Raw genomic sequence first — 23,240 nt, 5'->3', positions numbered from 1 at the left:
CTACTAGAATAATTGCCTTGATTATTTCTTCTTAATCATCGACTCGTCCCTGGCAAACGGTCTGCTGGTATCAGCGTGGCCGGCTATAGTGTCGACGACCTTTCCCTCGACCATGATCTGGACTTTCTGGATATTCTTGAACTCGGTGAGCGTATCGACCAGGGACGTTATCGTCATAAGCTCGCCGGTACTGCCTCCCCAATGTTTGTCGATCAAGTCCTTCGAGAAGTTTACGTAGGCTACGTTCTTGATGATATCGACATTCAGCACTTTTGTTTCGGATGGGATGGTGGCGTGAAGACCATCCTCTTTGGGGCCCTTTACTAACTCCTCAACGGCGACCTTGGCGATCGCTGCAGTATCCTCTACCTGACGTACCTCTGGAACCAGATGCTCGGCCTGCTCGTCGCTAAAATACAGCGTTAAAGGAACCATGCGTCCTACCGACCGGCTTGACTTTACGGCCGTTTCGCTTTCCTTCTTACCAGCCTCCTGCGACTCCTTCTGCGCAGGTTGCGCCTGTTGCTTTGCCGAATAGTCTTGTGCGCTTCTAGCGTCGCCGGATGATTGTGAGGCCTCTTCATCGCAGCCGACCGCGAGCAGTGACAGCAGAGCAACCAAGACTGAGATGAGGAGTACTTTAATGGCTGTCTTCAACGTAGTTCCTTTCGCTGATGGTTTTCTTTGTCCATCAATTATAATACAAAATTACTGATTGAGATACTTAACGACGCCGTTGTAGATACCCTGGGCTTCTTTTTGCCGGAATTCATCGGTTGCGAACAGCTTGGCTTCTTCGGGATTACTCAGATAGGCCGATTCGCACAGCACTGCGGTCATCAAGGTCTCGCGAAGTACCGCAAAGTTGGCGGTATGTATACCATCGTCTTTGCCCGATACGTTTGACCATCCCAGAGCCTTAACCAGCTCTTCCTGAAGGGTGTCCGCGAGCTTGGCCCCCTCTTGCGAGCCCGGGTAACTGTATACGGCGGTACCCACAGCAGCCGACGACTCGGCGGAATTGTGGTGGATGCTCACAAACAGATCGGCCTTGGCGTTGTTTGCGATCTGCGCCCGCCCGTTTAAGCTCACGAACACATCGGTCGAGCGGGTCATAACAATGTCGAAGTTCGCTGCTTCTAGCAGATCTCGCAGTTTAAGAGCCACGGCAAGGTTGACATCTTTCTCTTTTAAGTTATTGCTTTTGGCTATCGCCCCCGGATCATATCCTCCGTGGCCGGCATCAACACAGATAACGAGCTTACGGTCGTTGCCAACTGCAGCCGTGTTCTCAACTGGAGCTGTAAGATCGGCATGCATCATATTATAGAGAGCGATGGCGGTTTGTGCGCGGGTCGCCGGCACCTCGGGGTGAAATGTGCTATCGCGATAGCCGCCCATAATACCGTAATTAACGACGGTTTCAATTTCACTGTATGCCCAGTAACCGGTTCCAACATCCTTAAATGTCGGGTTTACCGGATTGATGGGTGCTGCTCCAGTAGCTCGGAACAACATCCTGGCAAGCTCGCCTCTGGTGATTTGGTTGCTTGGCCTAAACGAGAACGTGCCGTCCGGGTTTGCGTAGCCTTTAATGATACCGGCGGCATGACTTGCCCTGATATAGCTTGCAGCCCAAAATTTAACCGGGATATCGCGAAACGCCGTTGCCTCTACCGCGGCTGAGTTCAAAGAGAGGTTCTCAGCAACTGCAACGAGCTTTGCCATCTGCGCTCGTGTAACGGGGTCATCGGGGCGAAACGTCCCATTGGCGAACCCTGAGACAATGTTTTTGGCCGATAGCTCATCGACTATCCTGTTGAGCCTGGCGTCTGAAACATCGCTGAAAGCGGCAAACGCGGGGAGAACCGAAGTTAGGCTGAAGCACACTACAAGAATTAATACTAGAAGTCCTTTTCTCGCCATTTAAAACCTCCTAGTGCGATCGGACTGTTACACTTTCGATAAGCAAAACTACAAACAAATTACCTATTTTTGGAATATCGTCAGGTTCCGGCAAGACCTTTAGGTATGCACACCGCTACCATACTTACCCAAAATCGGTGCTTTTTAAATTGGGCAAACGAGCGGTAGCATATACGGACTAGTGATTTTTCCTTAGTCTACCATTTTGCTATTGCATTGCCAACCGCAAAAGAGCAGAAGCCAGGAGCTTTTCCGGCTTCAGACCGTTAATTGCAAACATGCTATTATGTTAGATAAACCGCAACAGGAAGTCTGAGAATGAAAGTATTGCACATAAATAACGTCGCTAATGTCCCGGATGGATTGGTGAAAGGATTGAAAAAGGTTGGCGTCGATGCCGCCCTTTACCAGCCTTATACGGGGATTAATAAATCGGGGAAGTTCGGAAAGCTTCAGGTTATAACAAACAGGATTACGGATGCGCGGGCGCTTGCCGCTCAGATTCGTAAAGAGCGCTACGATATCGTGCACATTCATTACGCCTATTTCGGCGTCCTCGGTATATTGGGCGGATATCCGTACTGGTTGCACTGCCACGGCACCGATATCCGCCGCAATCTCTACCACCCCCTGTTTAAGACGCCCACGACCATGAGCCTGAATAGGGCCGGCAAAGTCTTCTACTCGACCCCGGACTTAAAAGTGCACGCCGACAAAGTGCGTCCTGATGCCATGTTCCTGCCGAACCCAATCCAGACCGAGATGTTCGAGCCCCAAGGATTCGACGGTACTCAAGGGAAGGTTCTGCTTATTAGCAGGATCGATAAAGTTAAAGGTATAGACCTTGCGTTTAGTGCACTTGAGAAGTTGAAAAAACGCAACCCCTCCGTTCAAATCGATGCGTTTCTTTGGGGACCGGACCTTGAGCGGTTTAAGGATAAGCAGTTCGTGAACTTCATCCCCAAGGTAACGCATCATGAGATCGCACGACTTATCCCAAACTACCAGGTGATCATCGGCCAATTTGAGCTGGGTATCATGGGAATGTCGGAGATGGAAGCGATGGCGTGCGCACGGCCCGTTGTCAGCATATTTGAGTACGGCGACTGGTATGCGGAAACGCCGCCCCTCATATCTTCAAAAGATGAAGACGAGATTGTAGGGCGAACCGAGGAGTTATTGGGGAACATCAAGCTTTGTGAGGAAATCGGTGCTGCCGGCCGGGACTGGGTGATTAAATACCATGATTACATTTCCGTTGCTGAACGGTTGGCGAAGATTTACGAAGAAGGCCGCTCGCTAAGCCCCACGACATAGAGAGCTTACTACTGGTTGATAGTTCCTGAACCCTGGGTTTTGGCGGCTGTATTAGCTCCTGTATTAGCTCCTATACTATATGTGGAAGCGGTTTGGGCGAAGTCTTTACCGACGATAATCATGACATCGGCCGTTCCTGAAATACCGTTGCCATTGTCGCTGTTGCCACCGCTGTTGGTATCCGTAATATCTCCCTCGTTAATCACGGTCCCGATACCGAGCTGGTCCCTTATCCTTTGCGCCAGCTCTTCTTTTCCGGGAACGGATACGATTTTCGTCTCTTGATGGTTGAAACTCTGGGCGTTTCCGACCCCTTCGATCTTATAACCGAATGCACCGAGCTTATCGGCCATGACTTTTGCCATCCCCGGCTTCCCGCTGCCGTTTTGGACGCCGATCTTTATGTTCTCGTTTTGTTTCTCCTCTGCCGTCAGCTCGAGCGGCATGTCGTTTTTAATACGGTAGACCAGCCAGTCGACCTTCGGCTGATCCAGAACTACGTAACTTATCGGGCCGATCATCTTTGCTTCGCCGGGCAATGTTATCATGTGCAGGTTCTCGCGACCGATGGATTTCATCATCTGCCCGTACTTCATCATCTCCGTAACGCCAACGGAGGGGTCGGTCGTTACGTAATTTGATGCCGTATTGACCAGGCCCGGAATCCTGAGGATGCCGCCGAAACTCATCACTTTCTCAAGCACGGCTTTGATGAACTGCTGCTGACGGCCCATCCTGCCGAAATCGTCATCGACATGGCGGATTCGAACGTAATCAAGCGCATGGGGGCCGTCAAAGTGCTGCATCCCGGGCGCGATATCTATATCCCTGCCCTGAAAATGATCTTGCATTCTCTTCTCACCGTCGCTGTCGATGCCGCCAAGCTGGTCCACTATCTGCCTGAACCCTTCGAAATCGATAAGAACATAGTGATTGATATCAAAACCGAAGAGGTTGTTGACAGTTTCGATAACGAGGTCGGGCCCGCCGTGCTGGTATGCGGCGTTTATTTTCTCATGACCGTAGCCGGGAATCTCGACTCTCGCATCCCTGGGTATCGAGATGAGATAGGCGATGTTTTTCTCCGGATTCATCCTTAAGACCATCAAGGTATCCGAACGCCCGGGGTCATCTTTTAGCGCCGCCCGCTTATCGCAGCCAAGCATAACGAAAGTGACCGGCTCGTTATCTTCTTCTGGTCTCAGATGGGATTGAGAATTGGCGCCATTCTTCGTAAGGCCGGAAGTTTCGTGGATTCTTTCCTCGAGAAAGCGGGCGTACACAAAGCCCGCACCTCCTATGAGAAGCGACAATACGAGTGACCAGAGGATTAATACGCGCAAGTATCCCGTTTTTCTTGGTTTATCAGCTGCATGTTTGCCCACGTACAAAAGGCTCCTCCTAGAAATGACCTAACGTCAAGGGTAGCATAAACGCCAGTAAGTCCTCAATATCTCCTTGCCCAGTCCTACGCGCCATCGCATCTAAAATGGGTGCTCACACTAATAGATTTCCTCGTAACAATAATTCAAAACGGATACGAGGATAGCTCGCAGGTTTCAAATTGGGCTTGTAGCGCAAGCGCCGCCTTAAGCAATTCGCGCTAAAGGGTTTTGCCAGCCTTAGCACCTCTGGCCTGCGATTTGATGCCGGCACAATAAGCCTCCCTTGATATGACTAAGAAAGCCTATTACACTATACAGGATGCGGACTTTAAGGGAAATCAATGTTTAACAAATTTCGAGCGATAATCGAATCAGGTATTCTATCTCTTGGGCTCTTCTGGTCGTTCGCCCTTATTTATCAGTCGTTGCTGGCGCCGGCGCCGAAAACCCCACCGGGCTGGGAAGCCGTTGCATTTATCAGTATCGCCCAGTACTTGACCGCGGTATTCTGCGGATACTGGGCTGGGTGGCGCTCACGTACCGACGGCTGGATTTGGGGAATTATCGGGTATCTTCTCTTCAAGGGACTTGCTTCACTGCTGCACGTGTACGCATTGTCATTGCTTCCCTTTCCGCTTCATATCAAGCTGCTCGGATATTTTCCGGTGCTCACATTGCTTATGTTTGGCGGGGTTATCGGCGAGCAGCGTGCACGGTACGCACCGGTCAGCCAACGTCACATGGCCCTCTACCCGGTGTTAAAGAGGATTTTAGACTTTTTCGCAAGCATCCTTGCCCTCTTGATGCTTGCCCCTATCATGCTGATGGTTTCGTTTATTATCAAGGCCACTTCCTCGGGACCGACATTTTTCCACCAGAAACGGCTTGGGCAGCACGGGCGTATCGTCAACGTCATCAAATTCAGAACAATGGTACAGGACGCGGATGACGTGATGGACAGGCTGCAACTCTTGAAAGAGCAAGAGGATCAATCGTGCCAGATAAAAGACGACCCGCGTGTCTTTCCCTTCGGTAAGTTTTTGCGCACAACGAGTTTAGATGAACTACCTCAGCTTATCAACATCGTCAGGGGGGAAATGAGCCTGGTCGGGCCGCGTCCCCTTGTGCCGGATGAGCTTGAGGCATCGGATACCAAGACGCTAAAGCGCCTTGAGGTTAAACCGGGGCTTACCGGCCTGGCGCAAATCAATGGCCGTGGGAATCTCACGTTTGAAGAGCGCCTTGATATGGACCTCGCCTATGTCAACGGCCAATCACTATGGCTCGACCTTAAGGTAGTGCTCATTACCATCTGGCAGGTCCTTACGCGCCACGGCGCGTATTAGCATGCCGCCGGGTGAAGCCAACCCCTACCCATGAATCCGCTTGCCGCTCCTACGAAGCGAACATCCCCACCTATAATGCGATAGGCCTGTACTTAAAAGAGTATCCGTTATATAATTACTGCAGGTAGTACCCATAAGATACCTCTTCGCACCCTTTTCGTAGCAACTCTCGCGCATAACCGACAAGCAACCGGTGGCATAAAATCCGCGTAATTTGGGGAAAACAAAGATAACAGAATTTTCGTAAGACCTTCATTATAAGAAAACGGTATGCTTTTGTATGCTTTACTACTATAAGATCAAGAAAAAACGCAGATTCGGGACTAAAAAACAGCTTGCCGTAATTTGCATGTCGGCCTTGCTATGGGCGTATTTTTATCCAGGGTCGTTTGCAACGGTCGTTCCTAAGCTTAACAGGGAGGCCCTTCCCTCTTTGCCTCCGAGTATTGCGCCCGTTACCGAACACCCAGAGCCGAAGATTGCACAAAAGAAACCTGTTACCCGGCTTATCAGCCTTGGCGCGATGGAAAAAGCCAAGAAAGAGCTTGAATATGAGGGCAAACATCGCGAGGCCGCCGAACTTGGCTACAACCTCGTCCTCCTTAAGAAAATCGATAAGGGCGGTTCTATCGCCAGCGCGAACTCAAAAACGTTAAGGCAGGATATCGAAAAGACTATCAGTTATTTCAGTGCAGGTAATACCGCTTCGAAAAGCTCGCAGATCTTGTGGAATTACGATGGCGCCGAGCTGGCGTATGTGTATTATCCGAACTACGGCGTCCACTTTAATCCCGTGACTACGGCTAATCTCGCAATGGACTATTATGCGAAGGGCGACTATAAAAAGGTGGTCAAAATCGCGGATGAGCTGCTTGATAATGCGACGGTCAAGCAATATCCGGGCGTCGGCAAGTATTATTTGTGGCAGTACTGCTTTGATTTGCAGTTTAACAAGTATAAGTTCCCGGCCCCGTGGGCTTCGGGTATGGCGCAAGGCCTGGTTCTTGATGTCGTGGGCAAGGCTTACAAGATAACCGGGGATAAGAAATACATCAAAGCGGGCGAGTATATCTTGAATTCGTTCAGGATTCCGTGGAATGAAGGCGGCGTGACCGATACGGACGAGCATGGCAACTGGTACCTGGAGGTAGCAGCCACCAACAAACTGCACATCCTTAACGGGTTTTTATTTACTCTCGATAGCATACACAATTATTATGAAGTAACCCATAACCCTAAGGCACAGCGGTTATTTACCGCCGGAGTGACGGAGGCCAAATCACACCTGCAGGAGTATGACCTGGGATACTGGTCAAACTACTCGTTGCTGCCCGGTGACCGGGCGAGTTACGGATACCATAAAATCCACGCCGATTTACTTAAGCGGCTGTACGCGGTTACAAAAGTCCCCGAATTCAAGGCCTATTCCGATAAGTTCGGCTTCTATCTTAAAAACAGGTTTATCGATATTCCGCCGACACACCCATCGTTTCAAGCGATATCCACGCTTACGGAGAGAGGTGTGATAACCAGTACGGATGGGTGGTTCGGCGCAAAGACGCATATCACTAAGAGCGAGCTTGTGGGCTGGGTCGCCCGGGTGCGCGGCTGGAAACCATCAGCGTTCTATAGAGGACATTATACGGATATCAAACGGGACCGCGCCGAGTGGGGCTATATCGAGGCCGCTTTCGACAATGGCATGCGGCTGGCCGACGACAAGGGCCTTTTCAACCCGGACGATTATATAAACCGCGCCGATATGGCGTCGATCCTGTGCAAAGCGTTTGCGGTGTCGACGGAGAAAACGCCAATTCCGGTTGTGGATATATCCAACAGCGACCATCAGGGAACCTATATCAACCTAGCGCTATCAAATGGGTTAATGGATACCTATGCGCCCAACTACTTCCGCCCCGAGTTGAAGATAACACGCGAGCAGGCCGCGAATATGTTGTATAAGCTTTCAAATAGAGGACAATTATAGATGTGGTCTAAGCCGGCGACAAAGCACATCGTATCGTTCCTGGCCTTAGCGTGGGCTGCTTTTGTGTACGTCATGTTCTTCAAGGTATTTTCTTTTTACCCCGGTACGGCTTCAGCGGTTAGGCTCGGTATAGGGATCATAGCGACCCTAGTGCTCTACAGCGTTACGTGGTATCTGATAAAAGGGCGCCGGGGGGCTTCGGTTGTCGATTTTAGCGAGCTTCCCGGGTTAATAGCGGGGGTCTTGGGAACATCGGTCGGGGTCTCGTTCGTCGCCGCCGCAACGAGAGGCGATTTTCGGGGATACTTCGGCCATAACCTCCAGGAGATCGTCTACCTGGCGGGCATCATCCTTGCGGCTTTCTACGTCGGAGACCTGCTCTTGCACCGGTTACGGCTCGGGATCGATGGGCTCGAGCGGGTGTTCTTGTCGGTCTCGACGGGACTTGGGATCATGGCCGTGCTGGTGTTCTTGGCCGGCGCAATCGGGGCCATCTATACCTGGCCGTTCAGGATTCTCACCCTCGTACCGGCGCTACTCGGCGCATACAGGATAGGTAAGGCCGTAGCCCCGGGAACTGTTAAGAAGTTGGGGTTCAGCGTCTTGCCAAACCCCCTCTCGCTCGGTATTGCCGTCCTTTTGGGCCTGAGCTTCATCGCCGCGTGGATACCCACCTGGAATTACGACTCCCTGCTTTATCATATCGCCGTGCCGAAGTTTTACATGCTGGCGCATAAGATATATTACGTGCGCGATTTTATGCCGGCGGATTACCCGCTCAACGGCGAGATGCTGTTTATGCTTGCGATGGTCGTAAAAGACGATACCGTCGCCCAGCTCGTAAGCTATTTCATGTCGGTATGGTTGCTGCTCGGTGCATTTGTCTTTGCCAGGCGCTTTTACTCGTACCGGGCGGGCGTTATAAGCGTGACGCTATTACTTACGGTATCGGTAGTCATAAACAAGGTGCCGGTCAACAACAACGATACCGTTCTGGCGCTTTTTACCTTAGCCGCCGTATATGCCCTTGTGGCCTGGTGGGAGACAAGAACAAACGGGTGGTTTTACCTCTCGGGGCTAATGCTCGGCGTGACGGCGGGGAGCAAATATTCAGGATTCTTCACCCTGTTTTTCGTGGGGTTGCTTGCGATAGTTTTGATGGTGATAACCAAGCGGAAAGAGCCGGACGCTGTGTCGGGTACGGCTAAAATGGTCGGCGTTTTCGCTGTAGCGGCTTTCGTCGGTGTAGGCCCATGGCTGATAAAGAACTTTCTCTTTACCGGAAATCCGGTGTACCCGATGTTCGTCTCGGTTTTTGGCGGTCGTGACTGGATGCCCCCCGCGACCCAGGTCTTTCAGAATACGATTAGAAACGCCAATGTAGTGGCAACAGGAACGCTCGGGAACCTGGCGGTGTTGTGGCAATTGACGATCAGAGAGCCGTCTGAGATGACGATAGGCCCGGCCCTTCTGGCGTTTCTGCCGTTTGCCTTCAAACGAGACCAGATTCTCAAAGGTTCGGTGTTTATCCCCCTGCTGGCCGCCGCCGGATTCTTGATTCCGTGGACCTTGCTTTTAGCACAGGTAGCGCGGTTCGCCATACCGGGACTCGTTCTATTGACGATCGTCATTGCTGCGGGAATCGACCGGTTCGCAGGCGGCAGGCGCATACCAGGGGCGATGGTCGCGCTGATGCTCGGGGTCGCAGTGCTGGCGAACACCTTCGTGCTGGTTGTCGACCAGTATAAGGCGTTTGATATCGGTCTTGCCCTTACGAGCCACCGTGAGTTTACACAGCGCAGTACCCTGGCGCGTATGTCGGGATTTATTAACGGGCGCATCCCGGCGGATAAGAAGATCGCCATGGTCATCGATAATCGTGCCTATTACCTTAATAAGCGCCCGATCCTGATGCTGAACCCGCTCAATAACGGGCGCATCGATCAGATCGACATCAAGAATCCCGACGAGCTGATGCGCATTTTTAAGAGTGAGAAGGTCGATTACGTCTTTGCGACCGATGAGATTCGAAAATACACCTACGCCCTGCCAAGGACCTCGCCGTTTAGTATCGTGTACCGGCCGATGACGGAAAACTTGGACCTGCTCATCAAAGAGGGGCGATTAAAAGCTGTGTTAAGAACCGGCGATTTTTGGCTTTATAAGATTAACGGATAACGCGGCGATGAATATCACGGCTGCGCTCACAAACGGCAGCCAGTGCCACCACACCGAGGGGCCCGTATCGAGCCAGAGCATGATGATGGTAAGAACCAACGCATACACTTTGAGGTCCTTAAGGCGGGTCAGTACCGCAAGGCAAAACCCGAGAAGCGCGGCGTAAAGCGCGACCCCCGCAAATCCAAATTCCAGGAACGAAAGCCCGAAAAACGACGTGGACAGAGGTTTCTTAAGAATGCTGATGGTCGTAGCCCTCCCCTTCGTTATCCCCGGCATGAGCGAGAGGGTGAGCTTGCCGTGAGATGTCCCCCAGGGATAGCTTCTATCGAGCACATCCAAAAATACGTTGTAGGTGAAAAGCGGCCGGGTTATGAACTTTTGCCGTGCCTCCTTATTAGACCATGTCATATCTTTGTCGGTGTAGTGACCGGCTTTCATCGAGGCGGCAACCCTATCGGGCGCTTTTCCGGTATCGAGTGGCACCGTTGCATAAATCACACCCCTGGCGACAGAGGTGGCAAAGTACGTGTAAAGAAATATCGCGATGATGACCGCCGCAGCCTTACCCCCTTCCTTGATGCCATACGCGGGCTTTCTCTCCAGGTAGTATTGAAAAAGAAGGGGCATGATGTAAATAATCGCGTACGCGCGGTAGCCGATGATAGCGGCCATGAGCGGACCGGCGATAAGCGTGATGCACCCGATCATCACGAAAAGCCGGGTTTTCGTAAGCCCGGAGGCTATCTTCAACAAGCCGTAGATGGTAGTTATCGTCCCCATCCCGACCAAAAATGCGGGCATGAGACCACCCGTGCGGTTGAGATATGCGCCGTAGAGCCCATAGCGTGCAAACGCGGGCACGACATAGACGAGGATCATGACCAAGCCCAGGGCCAAGTAATGAAGCCCGGTGAGCTTTGAGCCGACGCGACTGAGTAATAGAAAAACTCCCGAGATAAGCACCAGGTAAAGAGGCGCCCTGATGGTGATCGGGAGTGCGCCCTTAAGCACTAAATCCACTAAGAACACAATGAGGAGCGAGAGCAAAAGTCGCTCGAAATATCCTTCGGGAAGAAACCCCTTTTCAGATGGCATGTCCGAACCCCTGGCATCGATAAAACGCCCCGTTAGCATAGTAACGGCCAAGTAGATGGCAATACCGGTTGCGACCACAAGCAGCGCGCGCAATGAAAACTGCACCAGGACCAGCCCGGCAAGGTAGAAAGCGGCTACAAACGCCGGCAGAAAGATTTCGGGTGAAAAGATGTTCAGACGGCGGGTAGTGTGCGCCCGCTTCATTAGTGGACCACCGCCGCAGCCAGAAAGCGAACAAGCACTGTTACTGTAATAAAGAGCGTTGCTGTGATAAACGGCTGCTCCCCGACATCCCGAAGCATGCTGAACAACCAGGAATTCTCGAACCATACACGCGATTTCTCAAAGAAGCCGAGAACCGGCTTGAAACTGCGGCTTTCTCTGATAAACGCCGGTGCGGCAGGCTTTTTATAAAGCCAGGTAACGAGACCGCTCTTCTTCCAGGCACTCCCCCACCTGGCAAGGACTTTGTGTACGGGATGGATTAGGTACGCGGCTTTTAACATGGCAAGCGAGACCCTGAATGGTCGTAAAATCAAACTCCCGGCAACAGCCGGTGTGGTTCCCGCTTTCGACGATTCGGGTTCGAGCCCGTTTATCGCAACTTGAAGCCCAAGCATTATCCAGAAAAACACGGCTCCCTGCGGATGGTGAAAGCTGTTACTTGTCAGGCTATTGATCGAGAATCCGACGACCCCGGCGAAAATCGCTGAGTTTATCCAGGAAAGATATTTATCTTTGGCTTTGGCCTGCGACAGGTAGAGCCCGTATTTTACAGAGATCAGAATGATGGCGATAAAGGAAAGGATACCGAAGATGCCTGTTTCGGCCCAGATCGTCAGATACGAATTATGTGCGCCGTAGATAACCCAGCCAACGCTTAGCTCGGGATGCCTGAAGATATACTCGGTAAAGACGTTATAATAGTTACCGATGCCGATGCCCAGCAGCGGATGTTCTTGGATGATACCGCTAGCAATACGCCAGAGTTTCATCCTGAAGCCGGCGGTGCCGCCGGTAACATCCGAGATGCTCTCAAGGCGGCTTGCCACACCCGGCGCGGCGACAAATGCAACCGCAAACAAGCCCGCCCAAGCCCAGAAAAGCCAGGCTTCGGTTAAGAGCGACATGAGAATGACGCCGATGCCGGTGGCAAGCCAGCTCCCCCTTGTATAGGTAAGGATCAAGCCCGCAAACATCAAGAGCGTGGCCCCTCCCATCATAAACCGCCGGAAAAGTCCCCGCGAGCCAAGCACGAGCGCAAGGCCGATCGGTATCAACAGCACGAGATATTCGGCATAGAAGTTGGGGTTCTCGAATGTCGAGCCGACTCTGGCCGCAACCTCCTGATCGAGGTCGTAGAGCCCGATTTTGGCCATCTGGGGCTCGTAAAGGTACTGGTAGATCCCAAAAAGCGCGGTGACCGCTCCTGCTACGACCATGATGACGAGTATCCGGGTCAGCATTTCTTTCGATTTGATGGAGTTCCCGATGATATACACCAGCAGGAAGTATCCCATAAAACGGGTCAGGACCGAGACCGAGTCGACAATCGATGGCGCCACGACCGCTGAAACCGCCCCAAAGAGCAGAAACGCGATAAACGCCCAGGAAAATGGTGATGAGATGCGTTTCTCTTTTTTACCAAGGTTATTGATGGCGTAGGAGAAGATGACGATGGCAGTACAGATAGTGACCGCATCGAGCGGGATAGGCCCCAGATCTACCTTAAGGTTGGTCAACGGGGCCACGGCTACGAGCAATGCAATCGCAAACTCGGTTTTAGCCAACGCTATGGCCATAAGGAGTAACCCCGCCAGGAGCGCGATAAATTGGTTGGTGCTGAGAAGTACACCGGCGGCACCGACCGCACTCCCCAGGATAATAACTGTTGCATATGCGGGTATGGATGTTTTTCTGGATGCGACCAGTTCTGACAAGGTAACCTCTCTTTATCGAAGAACGGTGGTATTACTGGTCGCCTTTGACGGACATATCGATAATAACCGCATCACCGAGGAACCACTTGGTGATCATGTTGAACCTGTCTCCAACGCGCAGTACTTCGTTGCCGGTAGCGATGATATCGGTGCCGGCACGTCCCTTGGTCTCTATCGTTACGTAGGCGTCTTTTTCAATCGGTGAGGTGGCCAGTATCATGCGACCGTCTGCAGTATCGATTACTTCCTGGGCGGGCTTAAGCTCTACTTTCTTAATGGTGCCGATAGGGCCCTGAGTTACCTGTTTTTTAACAAGATCGCCGGGCTTTAAAAAGCTTGCGACATCCGGGCGGATCGCTTTTACGATTACGGTGTAGTCGACGGTTCTGTCCTCGGGGATGGTCGCCACTTTGCCTGATTTCGCCATGATGACATATGCCATCGCTGCAACCACAAATACACCAAGTATGAGCGTGAAGTCAATCAGGTTTATGCGCCCGAATACCCGCCCTTTTTCATCGATTATTGCCATGAATACTGCTTCCTCCCCTGAATCAGCTCAAAAGATAACTTAAGGCTTAAGCTTAGCATAAACAAAAAAAGCTGACTATCGGTCCCAAAAAATTGCATCTAGCGGAATCTCTTCTTCGCGTCCGCTTTCTCGACCCACACCCAATCGCTAATCGCTCTTCGCTACTCGCTGCTCTTAACGCGCTATCTCTTTCATCTTGTTCAACAGCACATTAATGTCGCGGGTTTGGCCTTGGCTGTAGGCGTCCTTCTTTTTTATGTCGATTTGCTCGGGGTCGGTGAGTTTTTTCATCCTGCCCTCAGCGATCAGATGGGTGTCTATCGCGCCCATTTTCCCGGAGAAAAGTGTGTAGACGGGGGTATTAAGCGCCACGGCCTCACGATTCATGGTGCCGCCGGCGCTGATCACTAGATCGGAGTAGTAGATAAGGCTTTGCGCGTCGACCGCCCTCTCCGGAATAAATACGTTTGTAAAGCCCATACCGAGAACTTCTTTGCGCTGTTCGGGAGTTCGCGGCAAGAGCACTACCTCAACATCGTCCCGTGCGGCGAGCTTGCGCAAAACATCCATGAAAATCGGGTTATGGAACCGGTGATAAAGCGCCACATCCGGCGGCGTGCGCATAACGACGACGATCTTATCGATATCCAGGCCGATTTCTTTTACGACTGTCTCATCCGGCTCAAAGTCGGCCAGGTAATACTCCTCTTTTAGGCCGGGGTATTTATCGATTTTCGCGTCGGTGCCGCCGTATTCATAAAGCGGCTCCGACGGGATGAGGTCGGGTATGAGGACCTTGGTCGAAACGCGAAGGTTGATGTTATGCATGGCCTTGGCAAACTCGTAGTCGAACATGGTCACGTGCGGGATACGAAGAAAAAACGAGGCCACCGCACAATCGTTTGATCCGTGGCTTACGGCAAGGTTAAACTTCTTACCCGCCGCATACGCCATGAGCCGGCTGGTACGATTGACGAGCCCGTAAATTTTGCGATAGATCTCTTTCCCCTGGTGCTTGCCTATTAAGGTATGCTTTATCCCGAAGCGGCTTAGCAGCTGACTTGTTTGCGCAAACTCCCTGGCGGTCACAAACACCTCGTGACCCTGCTCTTCCAGTGCTTTAATGAGGGGTCGGAAAATAAGAACGTGCGGTGTGTTGGTTATATCGATCCAGATGCGGAGCTTTTTATCGTCAGTTTTAGTTCCCCGTTTAGGTTTTGAACTATGTGTGGAACTGGATGTAGAACTAGATGTGCTCAATTAACTCGTCCTCTTTTACCGCGCATGACAACGCGGTCTTAGCTTGAAATAGTGCTCAAAATAGAAACAAACGGCCCATGGGACTCTACTATTATATCGCTGCTTTACGCAGATGTTAACCGTTGTGCTATATAAAAAGAGGCTTTTCCGTCACCAAAAAGCTTGGCGGGCTCTCCAACCGGGTTAAACTCGGCGATCTGCTTCAAGAGAAGGTCTTTGTCGACATGCACGAGAATATTCCATCCGCTCTGAACCGTCTCTACCCATTCGGTGGTATCGCGTAACGTAATGCAGGGAACCGCCGCAAAGAAGGCCTCCTTCTGCACGCCGCCGGAGTCGGTAAGGATTTTCGCGGCGTTGTTCTCGAGCTTCAGAAAGTCGATGTATCCCACCGGGTCTACAAACCGTACCTTTGATCCTTTTACTAAGCTATCAAGTCCGGTGGTTGCCAGGACCTTTCGTGTCCTCGGATGAACCGGGAACACGATAACCTTGTCGGATTCCGCAAAGGCTTCAAGGAGCGCCTTGAGGTTATCGATATCGTCGGTGTTTGCCGAGCGATGGATGGTCGCCAGCAGATATTCTTTGGGCGTGAGACCGAGTTCTTCGAGAATGCGCGACTTTTCCTCGGCAAGCTTGCCGAAGTGCAGCGCTGCATCGTACATCACATCCCCGACCAGTTCGACGCCCTTGGTAATCCCCTCGTTTTTAAGGTTATCAACGGCGGTCTGGGTTGGGCAGAACAGAATATCCGACACGTGATCGGCGATTATTCTGTTTACCTCTTCGGGCATCTTCTTATCGAACGAGCGCAGTCCGGCCTCGACATGGGCAACCGGGATATGAAGCTTTGCCGCGGCTAGGGCGCCCGCAAGTGTTGAGTTCGTATCCCCGTAAATCAAAACGGCATCCGGTTGTTCGTCCAGTAAAACCGCTTCTATCTTACTTAACATCTGGGCGGTTTGCTCGCCTTGGCCTCCGGAGCCGACACCAAGATTGTAATCAGGTTTGGGGATACCCATCTCGTCAAAGAAGATATCCGACATGTTGCGGTCGTAGTGCTGACCCGTGTGGACCAGGATCTCGCGGTTCGATTTTCTCAGCTCATTCGATACGGGCAGGCTTTTGATGAACTGCGGCCTTGCCCCGACGATCGTTACTATTTTCACTCTGAAACCGCCTGTTTTACCAGGCCGGCTATAGTTCGCATGTCTTCCTCTTTTAGTTCGGGATAGAGCGGGATCGCCAGCGTCTCGTGTGATGCGGCCTCGCTTACGGGAAGATCGCCGACATGGTAGCCAAGGTCTTTATAAACATCTTGCAGGTGAAGCGGCACCGGATAGTAAACGCCGTGCCCTATCCCCTCTGCTTTGAGCGCGGCTTCGACATCCGCCCTGTTCGGTACCCTGACGATGTAGAGGTGGTAGACATGTCGCACGTCGTCGAGCGCCACCGGTGTTACGACATTCGTGCCGGCAAACAGCTCGTTGTAGTACTGTGCTTTTTGCCTACGCGCATCGTTCCACGCATCGATATATTTTACTTTTACCGAAAGGATAGCGGCTTGCAGCGTATCTAGGCGGCTGTTATAGCCGACAAAGCTGTGATAATACTTCTTTAAGCTGCCGTGCTGCCTGAGGGCACGCACCCGTCCCGCCAGCTCCTCATCATCGGTAACGACGATACCGCCATCACCCACTCCTCCGAGATTCTTGCTCGGGAAAAAGCTAAAGCATGCGGCGTCGCCGAGCGAGCCCACCTGTCTGCCGCGATATGCTGCGCCGATGGCCTGGCAGGCATCCTCGATGACTTTGAGGCCATGCTTTGCTGCAATAGCGTTGATCGTATCCATCTCGGCCGGTTGGCCGAAGATGTGTACCGGGATAATCGCTTTGGTGCGCGGGGTGATCTTTGCCTCGATCTGCTCGGCGACCAGGTTATATGTTGTTGGATCGATATCCACAAACACCGGGGTTGCGCCCAGCCGTGAGATCGATTCGGCGCTTGCGTAAAAAGTAAACGGGCTTGTTATAACCTCATCCCCCGGACCCACACCCACCGCGTCGAGCGAGAGTACCAGCGCATCGGTTCCATTCGCCACGCCTACGGCATATTTGACGCCGCAACATGCTGCCATGGTTTTTTCAAATTCCTCGACCTTGGGACCGAGAATATAGTGACCGCCCCTCAATACCTCTAGTGCCGCGGACTCTATCTCATCTCTTATCGAGTTGTATTGCGCCTTTACGTCTAAAAGTGGAATTCCCACGTGTACCCCCTCTTTATTATTCCTTCAACAATTCCTCTTCAGGAACACTCCGGGTTATTTTTGCGGGTACTCCCATAACGAGTTTCCCGGCGGGGACGTCTCGGGTGACTACGGAGCCGGCGGCGATAAAAGCTTCCTCGCCTATCGTGATCCCGGGAAGCAGGATTGCGTTGCCACCCACCCGCGCGCCCCTCTTTACATGAGCGCCTTTTATATACTTGAACCGCTCTTCGGTGCGGCCCATGAAATTGTCGTTCGTCGTCGTAACGCACGGGGCGATAAACACGCGGTCCTCAAGCGTCGTGTAGGCCGTGATGTACGCGTTCGACTGCACCTTGGTGTAATCACCGATAGTCACGCCGTTTTCAACGCAGACTCCCCTGCCGACCAGCGAGTAGTTTCCGATAGTACAATTTTCTCTGACGGATGCCAGGTCCGCCACCATGGTATTGTCGCCAATAGTCGAGCCCGCGTAAAGCACCGCGCCCGAGCCAATGGTGCACCCCTCGCCCACCTGAAGCGGCTTAAAGGGTTCGCTGTAGGATAGCGTGCTCGTCTTTGGCGGCCTCGGCTGCTTGCCGACAACGGCGCAATCGCCTACGACGGTATCTTTCCCGAGTTTCGCACCTTCGTGGATAACCGCGTTGTGGCCGATCTCAACGCCTTCGGCAAGCTCAACCCCGGCCATGATGATAGTGTTGTGGCCGATTTGTACATCGCGCGCTATACGGGCGGTGCTATCGATAAATGCCGCCACTCCTAGCCCTCCGCTATCGTCACGGGTTTGCCGCCGCTTTTAAGAGATTTCTGCGCGGCCTCGAGCACTTTTACAACACGCAACCCGTTGTAGCCGTCGCTTCGCGGGCGCTGTCCGGTCTGAATCGACTGAATGAAATGCTCGCATTCGGCCCTCAGCGGCTCTTTCATCTTAACGCTCGGGATGGTGATATCGCCAAAGCGCAATGTGAGATCCTCTCCGTACGTGCGGTAATCGGGATTTGCCCCGACCCCTTTATCGTAGATTCGTATCTTCTCCGAGCTTTCCATATCATCAAACACCGCCATCTTCTTGTTGCCGACGACGGTGAGCTTGCGGATCTTATGGGGATCGAGCCAGCTTACGTGGATATGGGCCATGGTATTGTCTTTAAACGAGATCGAGCAGAACACGACATCCTCGATCCCTTCGGTGATGTACGACTGTCCGCGAGCCGAGACCTCGGCCGGCTCCTTTCCTCCGAGAAGGTAAAAGATGATCGAGATATCATGCGGGGCCAGGCTCCAGAGTGCGTTTTCGTCCGTGCGGACTTGCCCGAGGTTAAGCCTCTGGGTGTAGAGATACTGGATATCCCCCAGCTCTCCTGCTTCGACCAAACCCCTTACATAGTCGACCGCCGTGTGATATTCGAGCAGGTGCCCCACCATCAGGATGCAGCCCGCCTTATCGGCGATATCGATGAGTTCTCTCGATGTTTCACTGTTCAGCGTGAGCGGCTTTTCGACCATCACGTGCTTTCCGGCGAGCAACGCCTTCTTCGCAAGGTCATAGTGGGTAACCGCCGAGCTTGCAATAACAACCGCATCGATTGACGGGTTATTTAAAAGGTCGTCGATCTGCTGCGTTACTTCTACCTTGGGATAAAGCGCCTTTACTTTTTTCAGGTTGTCGGGATTTAAATCACAGCACGCAACTAGGTTGCTCTCAGGCATTTGCTCATAATTGCGGACCAGATTCGGCCCCCAATAACCGTATCCGATAACTCCAACGTTAACCAATGGATCCCCCTATTATATTCTTACGATATGACTTCCCATACAATTCTTAAGTTTGTTTCTGGTGTCGACGATCAGGTTCGCGTTGTCGGCCACCATGGTGTAATCGACTCCAGTGTGGTCCGTCACGATAAGCACGCAATCGCTCTTAGTGACGATATCCGGGGTAAGCTCAACCGATGTATATGTCTTCGTGTCGATGATCTGCTGATCGACGTACGAATCGTGGTAAAGGATGTGCGCCCCATGCTTCTCGAGAAGTGATATTACTTTAAGCGCCGGGGATTCCCTGGTGTCGCCGATGTCTTTCTTATATGCAAGGCCGAGGACAAGAACATTCGAGCCCTTGATACTTTTCTCGTGCTCGTTAAGCGCCTCGCCTACCTTTGATACCACATAATATGGGATGCTTTCGTTTGTCTTTCCGGCAAGCTCTATAAACTCGGTGTGAAAATCATACTGGCGTGCCTTCCATGAGAGATAAAACGGGTCGATCGGTATGCAGTGCCCACCAAGACCCGGCCCCGGTAAAAACGGCATATACCCAAACGGCTTTGATGATGCCGCCTCTATTACTTCCCAGATATTTATGTCCATGCGGTCGCATAAGAGCATCAGCTCATTTACCAATGCTATATTTACGCACCGGAAGATATTTTCTAAAAGCTTGGTCATCTCGGCGGCTTTTGTCGAAGAAACCGGTACGACCATTTTTACGAACTGCGAGTAAAAGGACCTGGCGTGCTCGGTGCACCCCTCGGTCACCCCACCGACGACTTTCGGCGTGTTGCCGATACCGTAGGTTTTGTTCCCTGGATCGACCCGCTCCGGCGAGAATGCCAGGTAAAATCCCTTGCCAACGGTAAGGCCGCTCTCTTCGAGCATCGGAAGGACCACCTCTTCGGTAGTGCCCGGGTACGTCGTACTCTCGAGGATTACCAACTGGTCTTCCTTTAAGTACTTGGCGATTTCGCCTGCCGCGGCGCGCACATAGGATATGTCGGGCTCGTGCATCTCACTGAGCGGGGTTGGCACGCAGATGCTGACAACATCCATCTGTGCAAGAATCGAGAAATCCGTTGTCGCATCGAACAGCCCCGCGTCAACGAGTTTTTTTATCGCAATTTGATCGACATCGGGGATATAGCTCTCACTCTTGTTGATCATGGCGACTTTTTCTTTATCAAGGTCGATGCCCGTCACCTTAAGGCCGGCTTCCGCCATGGCAACCGCCAGGGGAAGGCCCACATACCCCATGCCGATAATCCCGACATGGGCGGTCTTCGCGTTAATCTTATCCGCCAAGGACATTTACAATCATCTCCACGTTTCCCTATGTACCCCTTTTACCGGTTTTATTTTACCGCAAACGTTAATTCCCCTTCGGCAACGATATCGCCGTTAACCGTGGCAACGGCCTTTCCCTTACCGATAGGGCCCTTTACTTTCGTTATTTCGACTTCAAGAACCAGCTGATCACCGGGAACGACCTGCCTTCTAAACCGGAAGCCGTCGATGGCCCCAAAGAAAGCGATCTTTCCTTTGTTTTTCTCAAGGCTCAACATCGACACAGCGCCGACCTGCGCAAGGGCTTCAACGATCAAAACACCCGGCATCACGGGATAGTCGGGGAAATGGCCCATAAAAAACGGCTCGTTTATCGTGACGTTTTTAAGTCCCTTTGCTCTTATCCCAGGCTCAAATTCGGTTATCCGGTCGATCAACAAGAACGGGTAGCGATGAGGAATAATCTTTTGTATCTCGTCTATCTCAAGCACCGTCATATCCTCCGTATCGTACATTTCCTCGGAACGTAATTCGACACCCTTTAAGGATGTCGCATCGTGATATCTGGCGAAACATTCATCTTTTGATAGTAGCGTTTTTCCGAAGTTTAATCAAACGCCAACCGCGTTACTACACCATAAGCTTGACTGAAATCCCCTGCTGAATTATGCTACTAAAGTGCCTTATACCTAATTCCTAAGATGGGCACATATATCCTTATGTTAATCGAGGGTCGCTTTCTATAATGAAGAGAATTCACTATATTATTATAACAATCATTTCATTATTGTTCATGACGGGTGCCGCAGTGGCCGTTTTTTGGCCCAATATATTTCCCCAACCAGAGACTATCGAGTCGAACGCCACCGTTGATAGCACGACCGACACTACGATTACCGAGGCCACATCGACAGTCGTTCCCGAATTCACCTGTCCGCTTGATGGAGAGGCCACGGGCGCGCAACAGAGTCTTCGGCGCCCGCTTGCAGTCATGATCGAAAACCATCCGGATGCACGGCCGCAGTCGGGATTAAGCAAGACGTGTGTTGTCTATGAAACGGTGGCCGAGGGCGGGATCACCAGGTTTATGGCCATCTTTTTGCATAACGATGTCGGCAATATCGGCCCCGTGAGAAGCGCGCGGGAGTATTTCGCCGATTTGGCCAAGCAATACGATGCCGTCTATTCGCACTGCGGCGGGCCCGCTACGATTTACGATGTTATTAAAAACCTGGGCCTGGCCGACTTGGATCAGTATTCTAACGGCGACTACTACTGGCGCCTAAAGACGCGCCACGCCCCGCATAATCTGTACACCTCAACCGATCTCCTACGTAAGGGGACACAAGCGCATGGCTACAGCCAGCAGGTCTTTTTCCAGAAGATGAATTTTAAGGACGACGAGCCGCTTGAGATGCGCCCCGCAACCGAAACCGTGGTAATCGACTTTTCCAAGCCGTTATTTCTCGTGCGCTATGAATACGACCGGCAGACCAACACTTACAAGCGCTCTATGGCGGGCAAACCTCATATCGACCCCGATAACAACCAGCAGATTTCGCCAAAGAACGTCGTTGTACAGTATGCGCCCATCTCAAATATCGCAAACGACCCCAAGGGCAGGATGCAGGTCAACCTGATCGGGACCGGTCAGGGCATCGTCTTCCAGGATGGGAAAATGACGCCGGTTACCTGGAGACGCGAAACGACCACCGATATTACCCACTACTATGACGCGGCCGGCATCGAGATGAAATTGAACCGTGGACAGACATGGTTTGAGCTGGTCGACCTCACGAAGATGAAAGTGAGTTTTAATTAGGGATTCAATTTCTAGTCGGATGTTGATTTTAGAAACTTAAGCGGCTTAAGAGAGTTACTTCGCCACCTTAAGGATATTGGAGTGTTCTCCTTCTGCAACGCGCTCGATCTTGGCGCCCAGCTCTTGGAGTTTGTGTTCGAAGTCATGATAACCGCGGTCGATGTGGTAGATGTCGGAGATTTCGGTGACGCCTTCTGCGGCAAGTCCGGCGATAACCAGAGCGGCGCCACCCCGTAAGTCGGGGGCTTTAACCGGGGACCCGGTAAGCTTAGACACACCGTTTATGATCGCATGGCGGCCTTCGGTTTGAACGTCGCTTCCCATCCGGTTGAGTTCGTGAACAAACATGAACCGGTTTTCAAAGATATTCTCAGTGATGATGCTGGTACCGTTAGCCATGGCGAGAAGCGCCATGAACTGGGTTTGCATATCCGTTGGAAAACCGGGGTGCGGCAGGGTCGCGATATCGGTTGGGTTGATGCACTTGCAACCGGCAACCCGTACCCCCGCGCCAGAAACGATGACCTCCGCCCCTATATTCCTAAGCTTGCTGATGACCATCTCGAGGTGCTCGGGGATGGCGTCTTCGACCGTGATATCGCCGTTGGTGATGGCGGCCGCTACGAGCAACGTGCCGGCCTCGATTCTGTCAGGAACGACGCGATATTCGACGCCATGGAGTTTGTCGGCGCCCTCGATACGCATGGTCGGGGTGCCCGCCCCTTCGATATGTGCGCCCATACTGCTTAAGAAGTTAGCGAGGTCGACGATTTCAGGCTCGCGCGCTACGTTTTCGATGGTGGTCACGCCCTCCGCAAGTGTCGCCGCCATAAGCAGATTTTCGGTAGCGCCAACGCTTGGATAATCGAGCACGATTTTGCTGCCCACCAGCTTTTCTGAGATCGCTTCGATGAAACCTTGGCCGACCTCAAATCGTGCGCCCAGCAGCTCGAGGCCGCGAATGTGCATGTCGATCTTGCGCGAACCGATGTTGCAGCCCCCCGGCATGGCAACCCTCGCCCTGCCGAGTCTCGCAAGAAGCGGCCCAAGGACGATAATCGAGGCGCGCATCTGGCTGACCAGTTCATATGGGGCTTCTGCATACAGTGAATAGCCTGGT

The 23,240-nt window shown here is 52.2% G+C and carries 19 protein-coding genes; 5 read left to right on the top strand and 14 right to left on the bottom strand.

The genetic code is table 11. From position 1 onward, the window contains the following. Positions 1 to 21: 21 nt before the first annotated feature. Both ACYC56_RS01970 and ACYC56_RS01965 read right to left on the bottom strand, forming a co-directional pair. Positions 22 to 657 carry a GerMN domain-containing protein gene (locus ACYC56_RS01970; protein WP_461372499.1) on the bottom strand — a complete coding sequence of 212 codons (636 nt, stop codon included), beginning with the start codon at positions 655 to 657 and terminating at the stop codon, positions 22 to 24. Positions 658 to 708: 51 nt separating this feature from the next. Next, complete coding sequence (locus ACYC56_RS01965) at positions 709 to 1,926, bottom strand: N-acetylmuramoyl-L-alanine amidase (RefSeq protein WP_461372498.1); 1,218 nt, start codon at positions 1,924 to 1,926, stop codon at positions 709 to 711. A 318-nt stretch (positions 1,927 to 2,244) separates the two neighbouring features. Here ACYC56_RS01965 and ACYC56_RS01960 point away from each other — a divergent pair, with 318 nt between their 5' ends. Then, entirely contained in the window at positions 2,245 to 3,243 is a 999-nt protein-coding gene (locus tag ACYC56_RS01960; RefSeq protein WP_461372497.1) for a glycosyltransferase family 4 protein, read from the top strand. An 8-nt stretch (positions 3,244 to 3,251) separates the two neighbouring features. On the opposite strand, the gene ACYC56_RS01955 is transcribed toward ACYC56_RS01960, so the two are convergent. Next, positions 3,252 to 4,628 (bottom strand): LCP family protein, encoded by a 1,377-nt coding sequence (locus tag ACYC56_RS01955; RefSeq protein ID WP_461372496.1) that lies wholly within the window; start codon positions 4,626 to 4,628, stop codon positions 3,252 to 3,254. 341 nt (positions 4,629 to 4,969) lie between these two features. On the opposite strand from ACYC56_RS01955, the gene ACYC56_RS01950 reads away from it, so the two are divergent. The 3 genes from ACYC56_RS01950 (at position 4,970) to ACYC56_RS01940 (ending at position 10,139) form a co-directional block, all read left to right on the top strand. After that, on the top strand, positions 4,970 to 5,974 hold the full coding sequence (locus tag ACYC56_RS01950) for a sugar transferase (protein WP_461372495.1): 1,005 nt from the start codon (positions 4,970 to 4,972) through the stop codon (positions 5,972 to 5,974). Between the two features lie 280 nt (positions 5,975 to 6,254). Further along, positions 6,255 to 7,961: a D-glucuronyl C5-epimerase family protein gene (locus ACYC56_RS01945; protein ID WP_461372494.1), complete on the top strand. Its 1,707-nt coding sequence runs from the start codon at positions 6,255 to 6,257 to the stop codon at positions 7,959 to 7,961. Next, positions 7,962 to 10,139, top strand: a complete 2,178-nt coding sequence (locus ACYC56_RS01940) for an ArnT family glycosyltransferase (protein WP_461372493.1) — start codon at positions 7,962 to 7,964, stop codon at positions 10,137 to 10,139. Here ACYC56_RS01940 and ACYC56_RS01935 read toward each other — a convergent pair. The 10 genes from ACYC56_RS01935 to fabZ form a co-directional block, all read right to left on the bottom strand. Continuing rightward, positions 10,098 to 11,441: a hypothetical protein gene (locus ACYC56_RS01935; protein ID WP_461372492.1), complete on the bottom strand. Its 1,344-nt coding sequence runs from the start codon at positions 11,439 to 11,441 to the stop codon at positions 10,098 to 10,100. The genes ACYC56_RS01940 and ACYC56_RS01935 overlap by 42 nt on opposite strands. Further along, positions 11,441 to 13,177, bottom strand: a complete 1,737-nt coding sequence (locus ACYC56_RS01930; protein WP_461372491.1) for an O-antigen ligase family protein — start codon at positions 13,175 to 13,177, stop codon at positions 11,441 to 11,443. Before ACYC56_RS01930 ends, ACYC56_RS01935 begins: the two co-directional genes overlap by 1 nt. A 31-nt stretch (positions 13,178 to 13,208) precedes the next feature. Next, a complete protein-coding gene (locus tag ACYC56_RS01925; RefSeq protein WP_461372490.1) occupies positions 13,209 to 13,709 on the bottom strand; it encodes a DUF4330 domain-containing protein in 501 nt (166 codons plus the stop codon). A 174-nt stretch (positions 13,710 to 13,883) separates the two neighbouring features. After that, positions 13,884 to 14,969 carry a DUF354 domain-containing protein gene (locus ACYC56_RS01920; protein WP_461372489.1) on the bottom strand — a complete coding sequence of 362 codons (1,086 nt, stop codon included), beginning with the start codon at positions 14,967 to 14,969 and terminating at the stop codon, positions 13,884 to 13,886. 104 nt (positions 14,970 to 15,073) lie between these two features. Then, the gene (wecB, locus tag ACYC56_RS01915) at positions 15,074 to 16,138 is read right to left on the bottom strand and encodes a non-hydrolyzing UDP-N-acetylglucosamine 2-epimerase (protein ID WP_461372488.1); all 1,065 of its coding nucleotides are present in this window, start codon (positions 16,136 to 16,138) and stop codon (positions 15,074 to 15,076) included. Next, positions 16,135 to 17,238, bottom strand: coding sequence for a DegT/DnrJ/EryC1/StrS family aminotransferase (locus ACYC56_RS01910; protein WP_461372487.1), 1,104 nt, complete (start codon positions 17,236 to 17,238; stop codon positions 16,135 to 16,137). Before ACYC56_RS01910 ends, wecB begins: the two co-directional genes overlap by 4 nt. A gap of 16 nt (positions 17,239 to 17,254) precedes the next feature. Further along, positions 17,255 to 17,995 (bottom strand): DapH/DapD/GlmU-related protein, encoded by a 741-nt coding sequence (locus ACYC56_RS01905; protein WP_461372486.1) that lies wholly within the window; start codon positions 17,993 to 17,995, stop codon positions 17,255 to 17,257. Positions 17,996 to 17,997: 2 nt separating this feature from the next. Beyond that, complete coding sequence (locus ACYC56_RS01900; protein ID WP_461372485.1) at positions 17,998 to 19,014, bottom strand: Gfo/Idh/MocA family protein; 1,017 nt, start codon at positions 19,012 to 19,014, stop codon at positions 17,998 to 18,000. Between the two features lie 12 nt (positions 19,015 to 19,026). Then, entirely contained in the window at positions 19,027 to 20,322 is a 1,296-nt protein-coding gene (locus tag ACYC56_RS01895) for a nucleotide sugar dehydrogenase (protein ID WP_461372484.1), read from the bottom strand. Positions 20,323 to 20,366: 44 nt separating this feature from the next. Further along, entirely contained in the window at positions 20,367 to 20,789 is a 423-nt protein-coding gene (gene fabZ, locus ACYC56_RS01890; RefSeq protein ID WP_461372505.1) for a 3-hydroxyacyl-ACP dehydratase FabZ, read from the bottom strand. Positions 20,790 to 21,091: 302 nt separating this feature from the next. On the opposite strand from fabZ, the gene ACYC56_RS01885 reads away from it, so the two are divergent. Next, on the top strand, positions 21,092 to 22,120 hold the full coding sequence (locus tag ACYC56_RS01885; RefSeq protein WP_461372483.1) for a DUF3048 domain-containing protein: 1,029 nt from the start codon (positions 21,092 to 21,094) through the stop codon (positions 22,118 to 22,120). 54 nt (positions 22,121 to 22,174) lie between these two features. On the opposite strand, the gene murA is transcribed toward ACYC56_RS01885, so the two are convergent. After that, positions 22,175 to 23,240 (bottom strand): UDP-N-acetylglucosamine 1-carboxyvinyltransferase (gene murA, locus ACYC56_RS01880; protein ID WP_461372482.1); only part of this gene is annotated, 1,066 nt, incomplete at its 5' end.

This window comes from Candidatus Aquicultor sp., assembly GCF_054640775.1.
Note: the sequence above shows the minus strand (reverse complement) of the source record. Positions and strands in the feature narration are given on the sequence as shown.